General features: G+C 65.6%; 13 protein-coding genes and 1 pseudogene. 7 read left to right on the forward strand and 7 right to left on the reverse strand.

Annotated elements, in window-relative coordinates:
* Positions 1 to 158 precede the first annotated feature (158 nt).
* The 6 genes from QA635_RS23480 (at position 159) to QA635_RS23505 (ending at position 6,394) form a co-directional block, all read left to right on the forward strand.
* Positions 159 to 587 (forward strand): hypothetical protein, encoded by a 429-nt coding sequence (locus QA635_RS23480; protein WP_283061692.1) that lies wholly within the window; start codon positions 159 to 161, stop codon positions 585 to 587.
* A gap of 199 nt (positions 588 to 786) precedes the next feature.
* Positions 787 to 975: a hypothetical protein gene (locus tag QA635_RS23485; RefSeq protein WP_283061693.1), complete on the forward strand. Its 189-nt coding sequence runs from the start codon at positions 787 to 789 to the stop codon at positions 973 to 975.
* Between the two features lie 17 nt (positions 976 to 992).
* Positions 993 to 2,933 (forward strand): glycosyltransferase, encoded by a 1,941-nt coding sequence (locus QA635_RS23490; RefSeq protein ID WP_283061694.1) that lies wholly within the window; start codon positions 993 to 995, stop codon positions 2,931 to 2,933.
* A gap of 3 nt (positions 2,934 to 2,936) precedes the next feature.
* Complete coding sequence (locus QA635_RS23495) at positions 2,937 to 3,677, forward strand: ABC transporter ATP-binding protein (protein ID WP_283061695.1); 741 nt, start codon at positions 2,937 to 2,939, stop codon at positions 3,675 to 3,677.
* Positions 3,674 to 5,101 carry a glycosyltransferase family 4 protein gene (locus QA635_RS23500; protein ID WP_283061696.1) on the forward strand — a complete coding sequence of 476 codons (1,428 nt, stop codon included), beginning with the start codon at positions 3,674 to 3,676 and terminating at the stop codon, positions 5,099 to 5,101. The genes QA635_RS23495 and QA635_RS23500 overlap by 4 nt, the downstream gene beginning before the upstream one ends.
* A 6-nt stretch (positions 5,102 to 5,107) precedes the next feature.
* Entirely contained in the window at positions 5,108 to 6,394 is a 1,287-nt protein-coding gene (locus tag QA635_RS23505; RefSeq protein ID WP_283061697.1) for an O-antigen ligase family protein, read from the forward strand.
* 218 nt (positions 6,395 to 6,612) lie between these two features.
* Here the strand turns inward: QA635_RS23505 and QA635_RS23510 are convergent, their stop codons facing one another.
* Complete coding sequence (locus tag QA635_RS23510; protein ID WP_283061699.1) at positions 6,613 to 7,848, reverse strand: ABC transporter substrate-binding protein; 1,236 nt, start codon at positions 7,846 to 7,848, stop codon at positions 6,613 to 6,615.
* A gap of 160 nt (positions 7,849 to 8,008) precedes the next feature.
* Here QA635_RS23510 and QA635_RS23515 point away from each other — a divergent pair, with 160 nt between their 5' ends.
* Positions 8,009 to 10,162, forward strand: coding sequence for a carbamoyltransferase C-terminal domain-containing protein (locus QA635_RS23515; RefSeq protein WP_283061700.1), 2,154 nt, complete (start codon positions 8,009 to 8,011; stop codon positions 10,160 to 10,162).
* Here the strand turns inward: QA635_RS23515 and QA635_RS23520 are convergent.
* From QA635_RS23520 to QA635_RS23545, 6 genes and pseudogenes are all read right to left on the reverse strand, one after another.
* Positions 10,122 to 11,055 (reverse strand): annotated as a pseudogene (locus tag QA635_RS23520) (DMT family transporter). The gene QA635_RS23515 and the pseudogene QA635_RS23520 overlap by 41 nt on opposite strands.
* Positions 11,056 to 11,139: 84 nt before the next feature.
* The gene (locus tag QA635_RS23525; protein ID WP_283061702.1) at positions 11,140 to 12,009 is read right to left on the reverse strand and encodes an NAD(P)-dependent oxidoreductase; all 870 of its coding nucleotides are present in this window, start codon (positions 12,007 to 12,009) and stop codon (positions 11,140 to 11,142) included.
* A gap of 3 nt (positions 12,010 to 12,012) precedes the next feature.
* Positions 12,013 to 13,144, reverse strand: a protein-coding gene (gene prfB / locus QA635_RS23530; protein ID WP_100213632.1) for a peptide chain release factor 2 whose coding sequence is annotated in 2 segments (ribosomal slippage) — positions 12,013 to 13,074 and positions 13,076 to 13,144 — 1,131 coding nt in all. Because the reading frame shifts where the segments join, the coding sequence is not laid out codon by codon here.
* A gap of 106 nt (positions 13,145 to 13,250) precedes the next feature.
* The gene (locus tag QA635_RS23535) at positions 13,251 to 15,752 is read right to left on the reverse strand and encodes a penicillin-binding protein 1A (RefSeq protein ID WP_283061704.1); all 2,502 of its coding nucleotides are present in this window, start codon (positions 15,750 to 15,752) and stop codon (positions 13,251 to 13,253) included.
* Positions 15,753 to 15,988: 236 nt separating this feature from the next.
* Entirely contained in the window at positions 15,989 to 17,299 is a 1,311-nt protein-coding gene (locus QA635_RS23540; protein WP_283061706.1) for an N-acetylmuramoyl-L-alanine amidase, read from the reverse strand.
* A 615-nt stretch (positions 17,300 to 17,914) separates the two neighbouring features.
* Positions 17,915 to 18,679 carry a hypothetical protein gene (locus QA635_RS23545; protein WP_283061707.1) on the reverse strand — a complete coding sequence of 255 codons (765 nt, stop codon included), beginning with the start codon at positions 18,677 to 18,679 and terminating at the stop codon, positions 17,915 to 17,917.
* Between the last annotated feature and the right edge of the window lie 24 nt (positions 18,680 to 18,703).

Consider the following 18,703-nt stretch of genomic DNA (forward strand, 5'->3'; position numbering starts at 1 on the left):
AACTTTTAGCCGTCCGCGCCGTGGGACACAATCCCACCTCACTTGACGTGTGACATTTTCCCACTTATGGGAAACAAAATCACCTCCGGACAAGGTTCGCGCGCTCGCCAGCGGGTGTCACGGAGTCCGGCACTGCCGCCATCGCCACGGACCGCTCCATGACGTCTGCCCGATTCGACCTTGCGATCGCGGAAGCCTGCCGGATCGCCCAGGTTCCCTTTGAGGAGTTCGTGTCGACGGTGATGGCGGGCGGCTATCCCTGCTTGCCGGGCGTTGCGCCCGGATCGCCGCGCCGCTTCGACGAAACCGACCTGCTCGCGCTCTACATCTACGGCCGCCTGCTCGCCTTCGGCTTCGGCGGCCTGCGCGCCGGCGAATATGCCTGCCGCGCGCATGCGGGCCTCCGCGCCGAGCCACGCGCACAATCGATCTCGATTGCGCTGACCTCCGACGGCGGCAAGCGCGTCGTCATCGAGCAGGATCTGGAGCGCCCGGCAATGCTGCCCGAGCGGATTCATTTCGACATCGCCGCGATCAGGCGCCAGCTCCGGCAACCGGCCGACCGCAGCGCCGCCGAGCCGGTCTGACGCTCCGCTAGCAACTCGCGCATTTGCTCGCCCACCCCGCGCCGTCGCGGCGCGATCGCACCGTCATGCGTTCCGCCGCCGTCCGCAAAAAGTTGTCCACCGCCATACGTGGGACATAATCCCACATTTTAGTCCGCCGCCATTGACGTGTGAAATTTTCCCACGTATCCAGAATTCATCCAAAAGGGAATCCGACCCAATGGCTCTTCGTTCGTCCCGCGAATCCTGTTCGTTTCAGGAACCCGGTCGGTTCGCCGCCACCGCACTCCGTTTCACGCCGCAGGCGCCTTGCGGCCCGATCGAGCCGGTGTTTCCGGCGCTGCTGCGCTCGCTGGTGTTCGCCGCCGCGCTGGCGCTGCCGTTCATCGTCGCCCTGTTCGTCGCATGATCCGGATCGAGCCGCCCATGATCGTCGTCAACGAGCCGGCCCGGCGTCCGTCGGTGCTCCACATCTTCAAGGTCTACTATCCCGACCTGTTCGGCGGCACGCTGACGGTGATCCGCGATATCTGCGCCGGACTGAAGGACACCTTCAACGCCGCCGTGCTGGTCTGCTCGCGCTCCGGCGGCGAGCAAAAGATCGTGGTCAACGACGTTGCGGTCGAGCGCGTGCACTCGTTCGGCGACGTGCTGTCGCTGCCGGCGGCGCCGACCTATCCGTGGCGGCTGTGGCGCCGCATCGCCGAGCACGACCTGCTGGCGCTGCACGCCCCCTTCCCGCTCGCCGACCTCGTCTTCGCATTCGGGCTCGGCCGCACCCGCCCGCTGGTCGTGCACTGGCACGCCGACATCGTCTCGCACGCGGCCTTGCGCTTCCTCGTCGAGCCGATGATGCGGCGAACGCTGCGCCGGGCCGCTGCGATCATCGTCTCCGATCCGGTGCTGATCGAAACCACGCCGCTGCTGCAGGAATTTTCCGACAAGTGCCACGCCGTTCCGTTCGGCGTCGATGTCGCGAAATATGATCGGCCGGCCGCCCAGGCCGACGACGTCAACGCCCGCGGCCGTCTCGTGCTCGCCTGCGGACGGCTGGTGCCATACAAGGGTTTTGACGTGCTGGTGCGCGCCGCCCATGCCCGCAATTTCGAGGTCTGGATCGTCGGCGAGGGCCGCGAGCGCGACAACCTCGAGCAACTGATCCGCGACTACGGTTTGCAGGACCGCGTCCGCCTGCTCGGCTCGGTGTCCGAGAGCGAGCGCGTCAAGCTGATGCGCATCGCCGATGTGTTCGTGATGCCGTCGGTGACCAATGCGGAGACCTTCGGGCTGGCGCAGCTCGAGGCGATGGCCGCAAGCCGGCCCGTCGTCAACACCGCGCTCGACACCGGCGTTCCGCATGTCGCCCGCGACGGCCTCGAGGCCATCACGGTGCCGCCCGGCGATCCCGCCGCGCTTGCCGACGCCATCGAGACACTGATCAACGATCCCGAGCGGCGCCGCCGCATGGGTCAGGCCGCGCGCCATCGCGCACTGACGAAATACTCAACCGCAGCCTTCAAGGAGGGAGTCGAGACGGTGTATCGCAAGGTCGTTACCGAGGAGGCCACCGCAAAGGACGCGGGGTCATCAGCCCCAGCCCGGCGTCCCCGAACGGCAGGTTTCGTCGGCGCGATCCAGATCGCGGCAACACTGGCCTGGTCCGACGTGCGCCATCGCTACGTCCGCTCCCTCCTTGGACCCTTCTGGATGTCGATCCAGATGGCGATCATGGTGGCCGTGCTCGGCTCGGTCATCGGCCATCTCTCCAACGCCAGCGCAGTGGCGCGGCTGCCGATGCTGGCGGCGAGCCTCACTGCCTGGACCTTCCTCAACAGCGTGGTGCTCGACGCCACCACCGCGTTGCAGGGGTCGGCCAGCCTGATCAAGGATCGCGCGCTGCCGCCGGTGATCTTCCTGCTGCAATGTACCTTCCGGCAGGCGCTGTTCGCCGCCCATAACGCGGTCGTGCCGCTGCTCCTGTGGCTCGCGCTGACGCCGCGCGATGTCGGCGGCGCCATCGCCGCCCTCCCCGGCCTCGCTCTGTTCGTGGTCTGCACGCTGGCGTTGAGCCTCGTGCTCGGCGCGCTGGCGACGCGTTACCGCGACATCAAGCCGATCATCGAGTCCTCGTTGACGCTGGCCTTCCTGGCCTCGCCGATCATCTGGACATCCGAGATGATCGATCGCGGCTCGACTGTGATGCGGCTCAATCCGCTGACGCATCTGTTCGCGATCTGGCGCGACCCGCTGGCAACTGGTCATGTCGCAACGGCCAGCGTGATCTATGTGCTGGCGTGCCTGGCCGCGCTCGCGGTCGCCGCGATCGTCACCATGACGCATCTGCGCAAAGCGGCATTCTGGATCTAGGGCATGGCAAGCATCCACCTCCGCGACGTCTGCCTGGATTATCCGCTGTACGGCGCCTACGACTTCTCGCTGAAGCGCCGCCTGCTCGGCCGCCTGTTCCGCCAGGCCAGCGAGATGCGGACCATCCGCGCGATCGACAGCATCTCGATCGAGGGGAAAGCCGGCGCCCGCATCGGCCTCGCCGGCCCGAACGGCTCCGGCAAGTCCACTCTGCTGCGGCTGATCGCCGGTGTGTTCCCGGCGACCAGCGGCCGCGTCGAGATATCAGGCAACATCGTGCCGCTGCTCGGCCTCGGCGCTGGCGTCAATCTCGATTTCGTCGCCGCCGACAATATCAGCCTGCTGTTGCGGATCTCGGGACGCAAGCCGACGCCGGCGATCCTGGACGAGATCTGGGCGTTCACGGAACTGGAGGAGCGCATGCAGCGGCTGCCGCTGCGCATGTTCTCGTCGGGCATGCTGATGCGCGTGCTGTTCGCGACCGCGACCGCGTTTCCCGCCGATATCCTGCTGCTCGACGAATGGCTCAGCGTGGTCGACGAGAATTTCTCGGCCAAGGCCGAGCAGCGGCTGCGCAAGATGGTCGAGACCGCGGCGATCGTGATCATCGCCTCGCACGACCACGCCCTGCTGCGCCGGACCTGCAACAGCATCATCAATCTCGATCACGGCCGCATCGCCAGCACCGTCGCGCTGGATGCGCCCGCCCCGCATCACCTCGAGCTCAGAGAAATCAGCGCATGACAAAGATCCTGGTCGTCAGCGAGGCGCTTGGCGAGCCCAACCACAAGCGCGGCATCTTCCATTTTACCCGTGAATTGATCCGCTCGCTGGCCGGCGACGGACATGCCCTGACCCTCGTCGTGGAGACCACGCGCCGGTACCGGAAGCTGCGCCGCAGGCAGCAGCGCACGCGCCTGCTGCCCGAGGACTCCCGGCTGATCGAGCTGCTCGCGCTCTATCGTTACCTCGATGAAACCGACATGAACTCGCCGATCATGCGCGGCGGCCTGCGCCGCACCGTCAACTGGTTCAAGCACAAGCTCGACGCGGCGACCTCGCTCGAATTCATCATCGCCTTCCTGCGCTCGATTCATCTGCTGCCGACCAGCGTCAAGCTGATCGAGAACCGGACCGAGGGCCTCGAATACATTCCGACCGATTTGCGCCATCTCGAATTGTTCGGCGATTTCCTGCTCGAGCCCGGCTTCTACAGCTATCAGGACACCTCGGCCCTGACCCGGTTGCCGCCACCGCGGGTCGATGCGCGCGACTATGACGTCATTCTCGTCGACACCCCGACCCGGGTTGCGATCCAACGCCGCCCGGGCGCAAAGGTGATTTGCGTCGTGCACGACCTGTTGCCGATCACCGATCTCAAGCTGGACGACATCGCGACACGCCTGTTCCTGTCGCGCCTTTTCACCAGCGTGAATCAGGCTGACGAGCTCGCCTTCGTCTCGAACTACAGCATGAACCGCTTCCGCGCCCTGCTCCCACAATATGCGCATATTCCGGCGCGAGTGGTCTATCCGCGGACCCGCTTCGACGTCGCGGAAGCGCCGCTTGCGCCGGTGCCAACCGCCGTCCCGGCTCGGCCAAGCTTCGTCGTCATCGTCTCGAACGAGCCCCGCAAGAACCTCGCGGCCGTCATCCGCGCCTTCCGCAAGCTGCCGGAGGCCGATCTCGTCGTGATCGGCTATGCCGGCGGCGCCAACCAGGCGCGCAACCTGCCGAAGAACGTCCGTTTCTCCGGCTATGTCGACGAGCACGAGAAGGCGGCACTGATCGCGGACGCGCACGGCTTGATCATGCCGAGCCTCGCCGAAGGCTTTGGCGTCCCGATCATCGAGGCATTCGCGGCCAACACCCCCGTGCTGTGCTCCGATATTGCCGTGTTCCGCGAGGTCGCGGGCGAGCTTGCCGACTATTTCGATCCGTTCTCGACCGACTCGATCTGCGCCTCGGTGCGGCGCGTGCTGGCGCAGCAGGAGCAATGGCGCGATCGGATCCGCGCGCGGCGGGCCGAGCTGGCCGAGCGCTTCGGCCACCACACCCAGGCGCGCGACCTGCTGTCGCATCGTGCTGCCCCGGACGTTGCGGCCGCTGCTGCGGCGCTCACCGCCGCGATGGCGACCTTCAACGGTGCAACCGCGCACGGCGTGTAACCGGTCATGAGCACCGATTCCGACGCCATTGGTCTCGCAATCGAACCGCCAGCACGATGGCGCGATCGCGTCCGCGCCTGGTCCGGCTCAGTCCCCTATGTCCGCGCCACCGATACCCTGATCGCCCTGGCCGCGGCGTCGCTACCCTGGTCGACCACGGCACTCGCCGTCTTCATGCTGCTGTGGCTTGTCGCCGTGATCCCGACCATCGACTGGGAGCAGTTCGTTCTCGATCTCGCGCAACCGGCCTTTGCGTTGCCGATCGCGCTGGTCGCACTCGCGGTGATCGGCCTAGCGTGGTCGGAGACGAGTTGGGCCGAACGGCTGCAAGGCATCAAGCCGCTCAGCAAGCTGCTGCTGCTGCCGTTCCTGCTCGGCTATTTCCAGCGCTCGCGGCGCGGGCTCTGGGTGTTCTCGGCCTTCCTGGTGTCGTGCACGCTGCTGATGATCCTGTCCTGGATCGTGCTGGCGCTGCCGCAGCTCAAGCTCGCGCACACCGCATCCGACGGCGTGCCGGTCAAGAACTACCTCGACCAGAGCCAGGAGTTCGCGCTCTGTGCGTTCGCGCTGGCGCTGCCGGCATTGACGGCGCTGCGGGCCCGGCAATGGCGCATCGCGGCCGGCGCCATCGCGCTGATGCTGCTGTTCGTCGCCAACATGCTTTATGTCGTCTCGGCGCGGACCGCGCTGGTCTACATGCCGGTGCTGTTGATCCTGTTCGCCTCGCTGCATCTGTCGCGGCGCGCCACGCGGCTGCTGTTCGCCGGCGTCGCGGTCACCAGCCTTGCGGTCTGGACCACGTCCCCCTACCTCCGCCAACGCATCGCCGATGTCAGTATCGAGTATCGCGCCCACGACACCTCGGGCATCGCCTCGACCGCGCAGCGCCTGACCTATTGGCGGAAGTCGGTGAAGTTCATCGTCGGCGCACCGTGGCTCGGGCACGGCACCGGCTCGATCAGGCACATGTTCACGCAGGATGCCGTCGGACAAGCCGGTCTTGAGGCCGAGGTGATCAACAACCCGCACAACCAAACCCTCAATGTCGGGGTCCAGTGGGGGCTGATCGGCATCCTGCTGCTCTACGCGATGTGGATCAGCCACGTCAGGCTGTTCGCCGGCCGAGATCTCGTGAGCTGGATCGGACTCGCCGTGGTCGTGCAGAACATCACAAGCTCGCTGCTCAATTCGCATCTGTCCGATTTTCACGAGGGCTGGATGTACGTGATCGGCGTCGGCGTCGCTGGCGGCATCGCGCTCCGCGCCCGCCGGCTGGAGAAGATTTTGGCGTAGACTTGTGACTCACGCCGCGCAGCACATTCGGTGTCGTCCCTGCCTAGTGCGCAATTGCGCACGGGAGCAGGGACCCATAACCCCAAATGCTGATTGTTGCGCGACGCTGGAACGACGAGTCCCTTCAACAACGTCCGCCGCGGCGTATGGGTCCCGGCTTTCGCCGGGACGACAGTCGTGTTTGCGGCGCTAGCAACGCCTTTCTAGCAACCGATCGCCTACCGCGACGCTTCGTGCCCGACCTCGCCGGTGATGACGTCACCGAACAGCTTCCACGCATCGCCGTTGAAGCGCATCAGCTGCATCTGCTCGATCGGGAAGTAGTCGTCGGGGGAGGTGTTGACCATAACGCCCGGCAGCATCAGGTCGGAGTGGAAGTTCTTCAGGTTGGCGGCCTGCTTCATCACGTTCTCGCGCGTGAGATTGTCGCCGCATTGCTTCAGCACCTGCATCATCGCCTCGGCCTGGACATAGCCATAGAGGTTGTTGGCGTTGGCCTTGTCGCCGTCGGGATAATACTTGTCCATGAAGGCGCGCCAGCTTTGCACCGCCGGATCCTTGTCCCAGGTCGGATCGGTCGGGTCCTTCAGATAGGCGGTCGAGATGATGCCCTTGGAGAACTCGAGGCCGGCCGGCTTCAGCACCGAGGCGACCGAGGTCGCGGTGTTGGCGAGGAAGAATTTCGGCTTCCAGCCGAGCTCGCCCACTTTCCGGATCGCCTGCGCCGATCCCTTCGGCGCCGCCCAGGAGAAGAAGATGTCGGCGCCGGAATCGTGCAGCGCGACGATCTGCGAATCGATCGAGGGATCGGAGACCTCGTACGACTTGTCGGCGATGATCATGCCGACCTTGTCGCCGAGCCCATCCTTCAGGCCCTTGAACTGATCCTTGCCGGCATCGTCATTCTGCCAGAACACCGCGATCTTGCTATCAGGGAATTTGTCGCGAATGTACTTTGCGTAGATGCGGCCCTCGCTCTGGTAGTTGGGCTGGAAGCCCATCGTCCAGGGAAAGTTCTTGGGATCACCGAACTTGGTGCCGCCGGAGGCGACGAACAATTGCGGCACCTTCTTGGCATTCATGTATTTCATGATTGCCGAATTGGACGGCGTGCCGAGCGGCTGGAAGATCAGCAGCACCTCGTCGCTCTCGACCAGCTTGCGTGCCTGCTCGATCGCCTTCGGCGGCGAATAGGCGTCGTCGTAGCTGATGAAGTTGATCTTGCGGCCGTTGATGCCGCCCTGCTCGTTGGTCATCCTGAAGAACGCGGCCTCGGTCTTGCCGATCACCCCATAGGACGACGCCGGGCCGCTGTATGGCATGATGTTGCCGATCTTGATTTCGCCATCACTCGCGCCAGGATCGTATTTCTTCTGCGCGGTGGCCGAGGTCGCGATCAGCGCGGCACTTGCGAACGCCGCGATTGCGCCAATATATCCGAAACGAGCCGGCATCGTTTTCTCCCGATTTTTGTCGTTGGTTTTGGCGGCAAGTCTCGCAAGAGACGCATGTGCTGGCAAGCGTTGGGTTTTTCCGTTGGGCGAAACGGCATTGTTGCCTGGCGCTATTTATGATTGAAGGTCGATCTGGGGATCACGAGTCGAGGCGTTCTGATTGCGTAAACCGGACATCCGTACCGGTCCGCGGCATCCGCATCTTGCGGCCGCGGGCTATGAGATCACGCGCCGCCTCAGCGAGTCTGCGCTGGCGAAGCGTGGCCTGCACAAGGCCAATGGCGCGTTCGCGCAGCGCACGATCGCCTCGATCCGCGAAAAACTGCAACGCGGCGAGACCGTCTACATCGCCGGCCTCGCCTGCCCCGGCACGCACAATACCGGCGTCGCGCTGGTCGAGATCACCCAGAAGGACGGACCGCGCCTGATCGTCAACAACGAGGAAGAGCGCTTCTCCGGCAACAAGCACACCAACGAGTTCCCGCAATACGCACTCGACGACATGCGCAAGGTGTTGCAGCGGATGGGCCGCGACATCGGCGATATCGCCGCCTTCGTCACGACATGGGACTATCCGGCGCTGCTGGCGATGCTGATCCGCACCTCGCTCGAGGAAGCGCCGGCCAGCCTCAAACTGCTGCGCGCCCCGATTGCACCGGCAATCAATCTGCGCCAGCTCGATCAGGTGCGGCGGCTGTCGCGCCGGCTCGGCCGGATGTACGGGCTCGACAAGCAATTGCCGCTGATCTGCATGCCGCATCACGACAATCACGCCTGGTACTCCTTCACGGCCTCGCCGTTCGCCGATACGCGCGAGCGTGTCGCGATCGCGGTGCTCGACGGCACCGGCGACGTCGGCTCGATCTCGCTCTATGTCGCCGAGAACGGCGAGATGAAGCAGCTCTATTGCAACGAGAGCCTGTTCGACTCGCTCGGTGCTTTCTACACCGTGATCTCATCCAGCCAGGGCGGCTGGACCTGGCTCTCCAGCGAGGGCCGCTACATGGGCGCCGCCGCCTGGGGCGACATGAACCGCGCCACCAATCCGTATTATCAGCGCCTGAAGGCGGTGCTGCAGCTCGGGCCCAACGGCAGCGTGCAGCTCAATCGCGCGATGGCCAATTGGTACGCCGATCCCGCCGACAATCCCTATCATCAGCCGCTGATCGACATTCTCGGTCCGCCGCTGCGCCCCGACCAGCTCTGGAATCCCGACGCCGTGCTGCGCGTCGAGGACATCAATCACCGCCCCGACACCAAGGACCGCGTCGACAAGGCGGCCGCGACGCAACTGGTGTTCGAGGACGCGATGATCCATGTCATCGACCATCTCCTGCGCACCACCGGCACCGACCGCCTGGTGCTGACCGGGGGCGTCGCGCTGAACGCGCTCGGCAACATGCGTCTGCTCGAGCATTTCGACGAGGCGTGGTTCGAGCGGGCGCAGCAGCGCAAAACGCGGCTGCATATGTGGGTGCCGCCGGTGCCCGGCGATCCCGGCGTGCCGATCGGCGCCGCCTGGCTGTTCGCGCATATGGCGGGCGCGCCGCGCGGCGCGCCGCTGTCGCACGCATTCTATTGCGGCCTGCCGCCCTCGAACGCCGACATCACCGCGGCGCTGCAAGCCGACGACATCGCCTCGACCGAGATCGGCAACGTCGCGACGTCAGAAGGGCGCGACGCGGTTGCCGACCTGATGGCATCCATGGTCGCGCAAGGCGGCGTGATCGCGATCTATCAGGGCGCCGCCGAAACCGGCCCGCGCGCGCTCGGCCATCGCTCGATCCTCGCCAATCCCTGCGATCCCGAGGTGCGCGAGCGGCTCAACGAGCGCGTCAAGTATCGCGAGGCGATCCGGCCGCTGGCGCCGATGGCGACGCTAGAGGCTGCGCGCGATTATTTCGAGCTGGAAGACGGCGCCTCCGACGCCGACTACAACGCCTATAACTACATGGTGCTGACGGCGCATTCGAAGCCCGAGGCGCGCGCGAAAATTCCGGCGGTGGTGCATGCGGACGGCACCGGCCGCATCCAGATCGTGCGCGAGGCCGACGATCCCCTCACCCATGCCTATCTGAAGGCGCTCGGCCGTCATATCGGCGTCGAGATGTCGGTCAACACCTCGTTCAATGTCGCGGGTCCGATCGCGCAGACGCCGGCGCAGGCGATGGACACGCTGCGCCGCTCCAAGGGGCTAGATGCCGTGGTGCTGGTCGCCGACGACGGTACCGCCTATGCCGCCTGGCACGGCGGCGAGCGCGACAGCGGACGCTTCAGCGGATGGCACGCGGCGTGGAGGCAGGCGCGCGGCTGAACCAGGCCAGCACGCGGCCGTCGATCAGGAGCAGCGCGCTCGCGATCACCAGCGCGCCGATCACCTCGCGCAGCGCGATCGGCTCGCCGAGCACGAGATATCCGAGCAGCATCGCGGTGACCGGAATCAGCAGCGTCACCAGCATCACATTGGTCGCGCCGGAACGCCGCAGGATCTGAAAGAACACGATATAGGCCAGCGCCGTCGACAACGCCGCGAGCCCGAGCACGGCGAGCCATGTCGTTGCGTGGGGCATCGGCAGCAGCCACGGCTGATCGACGACGGCGGCGATGGGCGCCATCAGCACCGCCGAGGCCATCATCTGGAACGTCGCGGTCCCCAGCGGCGGCACCCGCTGCGGCAGCCGCCGCCCGACCAGCGCCGCGATCCCGTAGCTGAAGGCCCGCGAGGCACAGCAGGATGCCGATGCCCTGCCGGCTCTCGAAGCCGAGCGCATCGCCATGCAGGATCGCAACCCCGATCAGCCCGACCAGGACGCCCGCCACGCGGCGCGCCTGCAGCCGCTCCTCGCCGGCCGCCGCCATCACGACTACCGCGAACAGCGGCGTCGTCGCATTGAGGATCGAGGCCAGCCCGCTCGGAATATAGGTCTGCCCGAACACGATCAGCGCGAACGGCAGCACATTGTTGAACAGCCCCATCGCAACGAACGGCGCCCAGCCGGACAGGCCGCGCGGGAATTCGATTCCGGCGGCCCGCAGCAGCGGCAGCAGGATGATCGTGCCGAGCACGACGCGCAGCAGCACCAGGGTCAGCGGCGGCAATTCGCGCAGGATCACGCCGTTGAAGAAGAACGAGCCGCCCCAGAGTACCGACAGCAGGACAAGCAGCCCCCAGTCGCGACGATCGATGCGGTTGTCGGCGGAAGGCATATCGGGCGCTCACCTGCAGTCGGACAGGTGACTAGCGCGGCGCCGCGAATATTCCCACCCGATTTCCGAGAATGGCGGCCCCGCCTATTTCGGCCGCGACACGATCTCGATCATCTGGCCCTCGTCGGCGTCGGGCGCATGGGCCTTCGCCTTGTCGTAGGCGGCGAGCGCGGCGCGGCTCACTGGCACGCCGGGCAGCAAGGTCTCGGCGAGCCGCACGGCGTAATCGGCGTCCTTGTGGCGCAGCGCCGCGGTGAACGATGCGCCGGAGAAGTTGCGGTCGATCATCCGCTTGGAGTGGCGGATCACCTGCGGGCTCGCCACCGCGCCGGTCGCCAGCGCCTCGGCCACCAATTGCATGTCGAGGCCCGCCTGCTCGGCGATCGCCACGCCCTCGGCGAGGCTTGCGATCTGCACCGCGCCGATCAGGTTGTTGATCAACTTGAACACAGTGCCAGTGCCAACCGCGCCGAAATGGCGGATCGTGCTGCCGATCGGCGCAAGATAAGGCTGCGCGCGTTCGAGATCGGCGGGATCAGCGCCCACCAGCAGCGTCAGCTTGCCGGCCGCCGCCGCCTCCGGCAGGCCGGTGACCGGGCAATCGATGTAGACCAAGCCACGGCTCTGCAGTTCGCGCGCCATCTCGACCGTGTGCTGGTACGAGACCGTGGAGCATTCGATCGCGAGCGTGCCGGCTTTCATGTTGGCGGCGGCGCCGTCCCTGGTCAGCCAGACCGCGCGCGAGGCCTCGTCGTCGGCGACCATGGTCACCACAGCATCGGCGTCGATCGCGGCATCCTCCGGCGAGGTCGCCCACAGCGCGCCGCGGGCGATCAGGTCCGCGGCCTTGGCCTTGCTCCGATTCCACACCGCCACCGTAAAGCCGGCATCGAGGTAACGGCCGGCCATGCCATGGCCCATGCGTCCCAATCCGATGAAAGCGACGCGCGGCATGGGCTAATCCACATCCTCGACGGAGCCAGGCCCGGTGCCGAAGGCACGCTGCGCCAAGGTCGCCGCCATGAATTCATCGAGGTCGCCATCGAGCACCCCCGACGTGTCGGAGGTCTGCACGCCGGTGCGCAGGTCCTTCACCATCTGATAGGGCTGCAGCACGTAGGAGCGGATCTGGTGACCCCAGCCGATATCGGTCTTGGCGGCCTGATCGGCAGCAGCCTGCTCCTCGCGCTTCTTCAGCTCGATCTCATAGAGCCGCGCGCGCAGCATGTCCCAAGCCTGCGCCCGGTTCTTGTGCTGGGAGCGGCCGGCCTGGCAGACCACCGCGATACCGGTCGGGATGTGCGTCAGGCGCACCGCCGATTCGGTCTTGTTGACGTGCTGACCGCCGGCGCCGCCCGACCGCATGGTATCGGTGCGGACATCGGACTCCTTGATCTCGATCTTGATGCTGTCGTCGATCACGGGGAAGATCTGCACCGACGAGAACGAGGTGTGCCGCCGCGCGTTGGAATCGAACGGCGAGATGCGCACCAGGCGATGCACGCCGGCCTCGGTCTTCAGCCAGCCATAGGCGTTGTGGCCGGAAATCTGGATGGTGGCGGACTTGATGCCGGCCTCTTCACCCTGGGACTCTTCGAGGAACTCGATCTTGAAGCCGTGCTTCTCCGCCCAGCGCGTGTACATGCGCAGCAGCATCTGCGCCCAGTCCTGGCTCTCAGTGCCGCCGGCGCCGGCATGGACTTCGAGATAGGAATCGAACTTATCGGCCTCGCCCGACAGCAGCGCCTCCAGCTCGCGCCGGGCGACCTCCTTCTTGAGGTCCTTGAGCGCCTTCTCGGCCTCAGTGACCACGCCCTCATCGTTCTCGGCCTCGCCGAGCTCGATCATGCCGATATTGTCCTCGAGCTCGCGCTCGACCTTGCCGATGCCCGAGAGCGCGTCCTCCAATGAGGTACGCTCCTGCATCAGCCGCTGGGCCTTCTGGGGATCGTTCCAGAGATTGGAGTCTTCAGCGAGCTTGTTCAGCTCAGCGAGGCGTGCCGTCGATTGTTCGACGTCAAAGATGCCTCCTCAGCAGCCCGACTGACTGCTTGATCTCTTCAACAAGGCGTTCGATTTCCGCGCGCATGGTCTTTCAGGTGTTGGCTAAAAAGGTTCCGGGGGATGTAGCGACCGGCGCGGCAAAGCGCAATCGGCTTGGCCGCACTATCCCGGCGATTTGGCCGGATCGGCCGCTAGTAGAGTCCCCCGGTTCCAGGACGCATGAAGAAACCGCCGTCCGGCTGGGCCCCATTCTGCGACGGCTGCGGGCCAGGCGCCGGGCCGCGCCCGTCGGCATCGGCGACGCCGATGACCGAATAGTTCTCCGGCGGCGCGGTGCCCGGCTTGAAGGCTTCGAGGATGGTGTTGCCGCCGTCGCCGGGGCCGGCGCGCATGCCGGACTTGGCGTCGACGCGGATCAGCTTGATGCCGGCCGGAACCTTGAACGGTGTCGGCGGCTTGTCGGCGAGCGCAAGCTTGAGGAAGTCGCGGGCGATCGGCGCTGCGACGTGACCGCCGGTGGCGGCGCGGCCGAGATTGCGCGGCTTGTCGTAGCCCATGTAGACGCCGACTGCGAGATCGGGCGAGAAGCCGACGAACCAGACGTCCTTCTCGTCGTTGGTGGTGCCGGTCTTGCCGGCGATCGGCTTGCCGACCTCCTTCACGACGGTTGCGGTGCCGCGCTGGACCACGCCTTCCATCATCTCGGTGATCTGGTAGGCGGTCATCGGGTCGAGCACCTGCTCGCGGCGGTCGACGAGCTGCGGCTCCGGCTGGCTCTTCCAGCCCCCGGGCGCGTCGCAGCCGCGGCATTCGCGGGTGTCGTGCTTGAAAATGGTATGCCCGTAGCGATCCTGGATGCGATCGATCAGCGTCGGCTTCACCCGGCGGCCGCCATTGGCGAACATCGAATAGGCCGTGACCATGCGCATCACGGTCGTTTCGCCGGCACCGAGCGCATACGACAGATAGTTCGGCAATTCGTCATAGACGCCGAAGCGCTTGGCGTATTCGCCGACCAGCGGCATGCCGATGTCCTGCGCGAGCCGCACCGTCACGGTGTTGAGCGAGCGCTGCAGCGCGTTGCGCAGCGTGGTCGGGCCGTAATATTTGCCGGTCGAATAGTTTTCCGGACGCCACACGCCGGCGCCCTGCCCCTGATCAATCTCGATCGGCGCGTCGATCACCGTGGTCGACGGCGTATAGCCGTTGTCCAGCGCCGACGAGTACACGATCGGCTTGAACGACGAACCCGGCTGCCGGTAGGCCTGCGTCGCGCGGTTGAACTGACTCTGGTCGAACGAGAAGCCGCCGACCATCGCGAGCACGCGGCCGGTCCATGGATCCATCGCCACCATCGCGCCGGACACTTCAGGCAATTGCCGCAGGCGATACTGGCCTTCGACCGCGTTGCCTTCCTTGGTCACCAGCGGGTCAGCGTAGATCACGTCGCCCGGCTGCAGCACCTGCGAAACCGCGTTCGGCGCCTTGCCCTTGGTCTTGGCCCAGCGCACGCCGTCCATCGTGATGATGCCGGTCTGCCGTTCCTTGCTGACCGCGCCGCCGAGCTCGCGGCCCGGCTGGAAGCCGATCCGCGCCGACTGATCGCTGGTCTCGAGCACGACAGCCATCCGCCACGGCGAGATGTCGGACAGCGACTTCACGTCGGCGAGCTTGACGCCCCAGTCACCAGAAATGTCGAGCTTGTGCAGCGCCCCGCGCCAGCCCTGCGCCTCGTCGTAATTGACGAGACCCGCGACCATGGTCTTGCGCGCCATCACCTGGATCTTGGGATCGAGCGTGGTGCGCACCGACAGGCCACCCTCGTAGAGCTTCTTTTCGCCGTAGCGCTCGAAGATGTCGCGGCGGACCTCCTCGGCGAAATATTCGCCGGCGAAGATATGCGCGCCGTTCGAGCGGCTGGTGACGTTGAGCGGGTCCTTGCGCGCCTTGTCGGCGTCGGCCTGCTTGATCCAGCCATTCTCCAGCAGACGGTCGATCACATAATTGCGGCGCTCGATGGCGCGGTCACGGTTGCGCACCGGATGCAGCGCGGCTGGCGCTTTCGGCAACGCGGCGAGATAGGACGCCTCCGCGATCGTCAGCTCGTTGACCGACTTGTCGAAATAGACCAGCGACGCCGCCGCGATGCCGTAGGCACCGAGGCCGAGATAGATCTCGTTCAGATAGAGCTCGAGGATGCGGTCCTTGGAATAAGCGCGCTCGATGCGCATCGCCAGCAACGCTTCCTTGATCTTGCGGCTGAACGAGACCTCGTTGGTGAGCAGGAAGTTTTTCGCGACCTGCTGGGTGATGGTCGAGGCACCCTGCGGGCGGCGGTTCGAGCCGTAGTTCTGCGCATAAAGGATCGCGGCGCGCGCCATGCCCTGATAGTCGATGCCGCCGTGCTCGTAGAAGTTCTTGTCTTCGGCGGCGAGGAAGGCGTTGATCACGAGCTTCGGCACCGCCTGGATCGGCAGATAGAGCCGGCGCTCCTTGGAGTATTCGCCAAGCAGCGCGCCGTCGGCGGCATGCACGCGGGTCATCACCGGCGGCTCATAGTCCTGCAGCTGCGAGTAGTCGGGCAGATCCTTGGAGAAATGCCAGATGGCGCCAGCGACGGCGGCGACACCGACCAGGAACACGACGGTTCCGGCGGCGAACAAGAAACCCATAAACCGCACGAGCAGGCGCATTATCGACGTTCCGTTCCTACCCTCCGGCGCTCAGTCGTCGGAAGCGCCTGTCCAAAAGTGCGAAAGCCTCACACAACGAAGCTTGGGCCCAGCGAGCCACTTGCGCACGCGAATATACAAGAGCCGCCGGACAATATGGTCGATTCTGCGGACCTGCGGTCCATTGTCTATACCGTCGCGGCTGTGGCCAAACTAGGGCTTCGGCGCAACGGCCCCGGCTTTTCAGCGGGCCAATTTCACTTTGCCGACCCGGCAGTTGCCAGCCGTTTGGCGAAGAACGTGTCGATCGCCTGGACCATCGAGCCGACCGCCTTGTTCCGCCAGCTCTCGGAGACCAGGTGCTCGAGGTCGCCCTTGTTGGAGACGTAGCCGATCTCGACCAGTACGGACGGCACGTCGGGCGCCTTCAGCACCCGGAAGCCGGCCGATTTGAGCGGATGCTTGTGCATCCGCACCGTGGTCTTCATCTCGTCCATCAGAAGACGGGCGAAGCGATTGGAGAACGTCTTGGTTTCACGCTGCGCGAGGTCGATCAGGATGTCGGCGACCTCGGTCGGTTCGTCGGTCAGGTTCACCCCGCCGATGGCGTCGGCCTTGTTTTCCGCCTCCGCCAGCCGTTCGGCCTCGGCGTCGGAGGCCTTGTCCGACACCGTGTAGATCGTGGCGCCCTGGGCATCGCCCTCGCGGCGCGGCAGGGCGTCGGCGTGGATCGAGACGAACAGCGCCGCGGACTGGGAGCGGGCGATCTTCACCCGATCGTTGAGCGGAATGAAGGTGTCGTCGGACCGCGTCATGACCACCCGATACTTGCCCGACTTCTCGATCCGGTCGCGCAGGGCAAGACCAAAGCCGAGCACGAGGTTCTTCTCGGTCTGGTCGCCGGATTGCGTGCCGTTGTCGATGCCGCCGTGACCGGGATCGATCACGATCAGCGGGCGCGCGTCGGTGACCGCGACCGGCGGCAGCGCCGCCGAGGTGACGGCCGGAATGGTCGCCGTGGTGGATTCGGAAATCGCCGGTTTCGATTCGGGCCGGCTCGCGGGCGCCAGCGACTGCACGAAGCTGGTGCGGTCGACCTCCTCGAAGTCCAGCACCAGCCGCGGCGGCTGACCGTTGGCGGCGTCGAGCACGTAAGAGTTGGCGATCTTCACCGGTCCGGTCAGGTCGAACACGATCCGCGAGCCGCCGGGCATCACGAGGCCATAGCGGAACGCCTTCACCAGGCCCCGCCCCGCCGAGCCGGTGCCGGCCGCGAGCTGGAAATCGACCTGCGGGATATCGACCACGACGCGGTAGGGGTCGGCCAGCGGGAAGGCGCGAAACTCGATTTTGCGGTCGAGGTCGAGGATGAATCGGGTCTGCTTGGCGTCGCCGGCGAGCCTGGCGCCGGATGCGACCGGGAAATTCGGGGCGCTCGCGGCCGGTGCCGGCGGGCCGTTCTGCGGTCCCTCTGCGGCGCTCGGGGCGCCGGCAATGGCAAACACCGATGCTGCGGCGCACAACAGCCCGCATCCCAGAAAAACAAGGTGTTTTGCGCGGTTCGCCACCCGATTCGTAGCCTCCCAGCTGCTTCTTACCGCATTAGAACCACACGGTTAATCGCCCCCTAATAACGCTCCAGCGAAAAGAACCGAGTGTTGCGGCGGCGTGACGCTTCCCTTGCACGCGGCGGTCAATCCACGTATGTACGAGGTGCTGACGGCTAGTACTCCCGGTTGTGTCGCGTTCAGCCTCCCGGTGCAGCGGTGGAACCTTCCTGATCGAAGATCCCGCCGTGTTTTTCCGGTCCCTCCCCAGCCAGCGCCGCGCGCGGCTGACACGGAGTGGCGGATTCAAGCCCGAGCGGCGTCCGGTCCCAGGCACACTCCCTCGCCAGAGGGACGGTTTGAGACACGGCATAACCGATTATCCGGTCCCTTGGGGCCTCGATATGCGATGGCCGGCAGGCGCTTCGGCGCCAGACGGGGCTTTCAGCAAAAGATACGGCGGTATTTTTCGCCGCCAACATGTTTAGACGGGCCGACGCTTAATGCGCCAGACTGCATTGCCGACCAGGATCCCCCGAATGATCGCGCTGACGCGAGGTGAAAACTTCGCCCGTCGCATCATCCCGGTGAGTTCCCGTCCGGCGCTGCGCCGCGAGATGCGTTTCGGCCTTCCCCTCACCCCCGAATCAGGTGGACCGTCGCGTCACCGGGCGGCGCAGTTTGCGCGCGCCATGATCCGCGCCCGCCGCCGTCAAGAGCTCCAAAATGCCCAACAAGATGTTGATCGATGCCACCCACCCGGAAGAGACCCGGGTCGTCGTGGTCCGTGGCAATCGCGTCGAAGAGTTTGATTTCGAGACCGCCCAGCGCAAACAGCTGCGCGGCAACATTTATCTCGCCAAGGTTACGCGCGTAGAGCCGTCGCTGCAGGCCGCCTTCATCGAGTATGGCGGCAACCGGCATGGCTTCCTGGCCTTCAGCGAAATCCATCCCGACTATTACCAGATCCCGGTCGCCGACCGTCAGGCGCTGATCGAGGCCGACGAGCGCGCCCATCGCGAGGCCGAGGAAGAGCACGAGAACCGCGGCCATCGCCGCCGGTCGCGCCATCGCAATGCCCGTCGCCGCGGCCATGGCGAGCGCGTCCAGAGCGAGGTGATCGAGGGCGCGAACGACACGCAGGCGCTGCCCACCATCGAGGCCCACGAACATCCCGTCGATACCGAGCATCATGAAGATGATGCCGGGCACCACGATCACGGCGTGGTCGCCCACGAAGGCCACGAGCATGATGCGCATGATCATGCGCATCACGAGGACCATGAGCATCACCATGATCATGGCCAGCATGATCACCATGATCATGGCCAGCATGATCATGACCAGGATGAGCATGACCACGACGATCATGGTCACGACGACCATCACGACCACGATCATGCACATGATCACGACCACGAGCCC

Source organism: Bradyrhizobium brasilense, from assembly GCF_029714345.1.
GTDB classification, from domain to species: Bacteria; Pseudomonadota; Alphaproteobacteria; order Rhizobiales; family Xanthobacteraceae; genus Bradyrhizobium; species Bradyrhizobium australafricanum.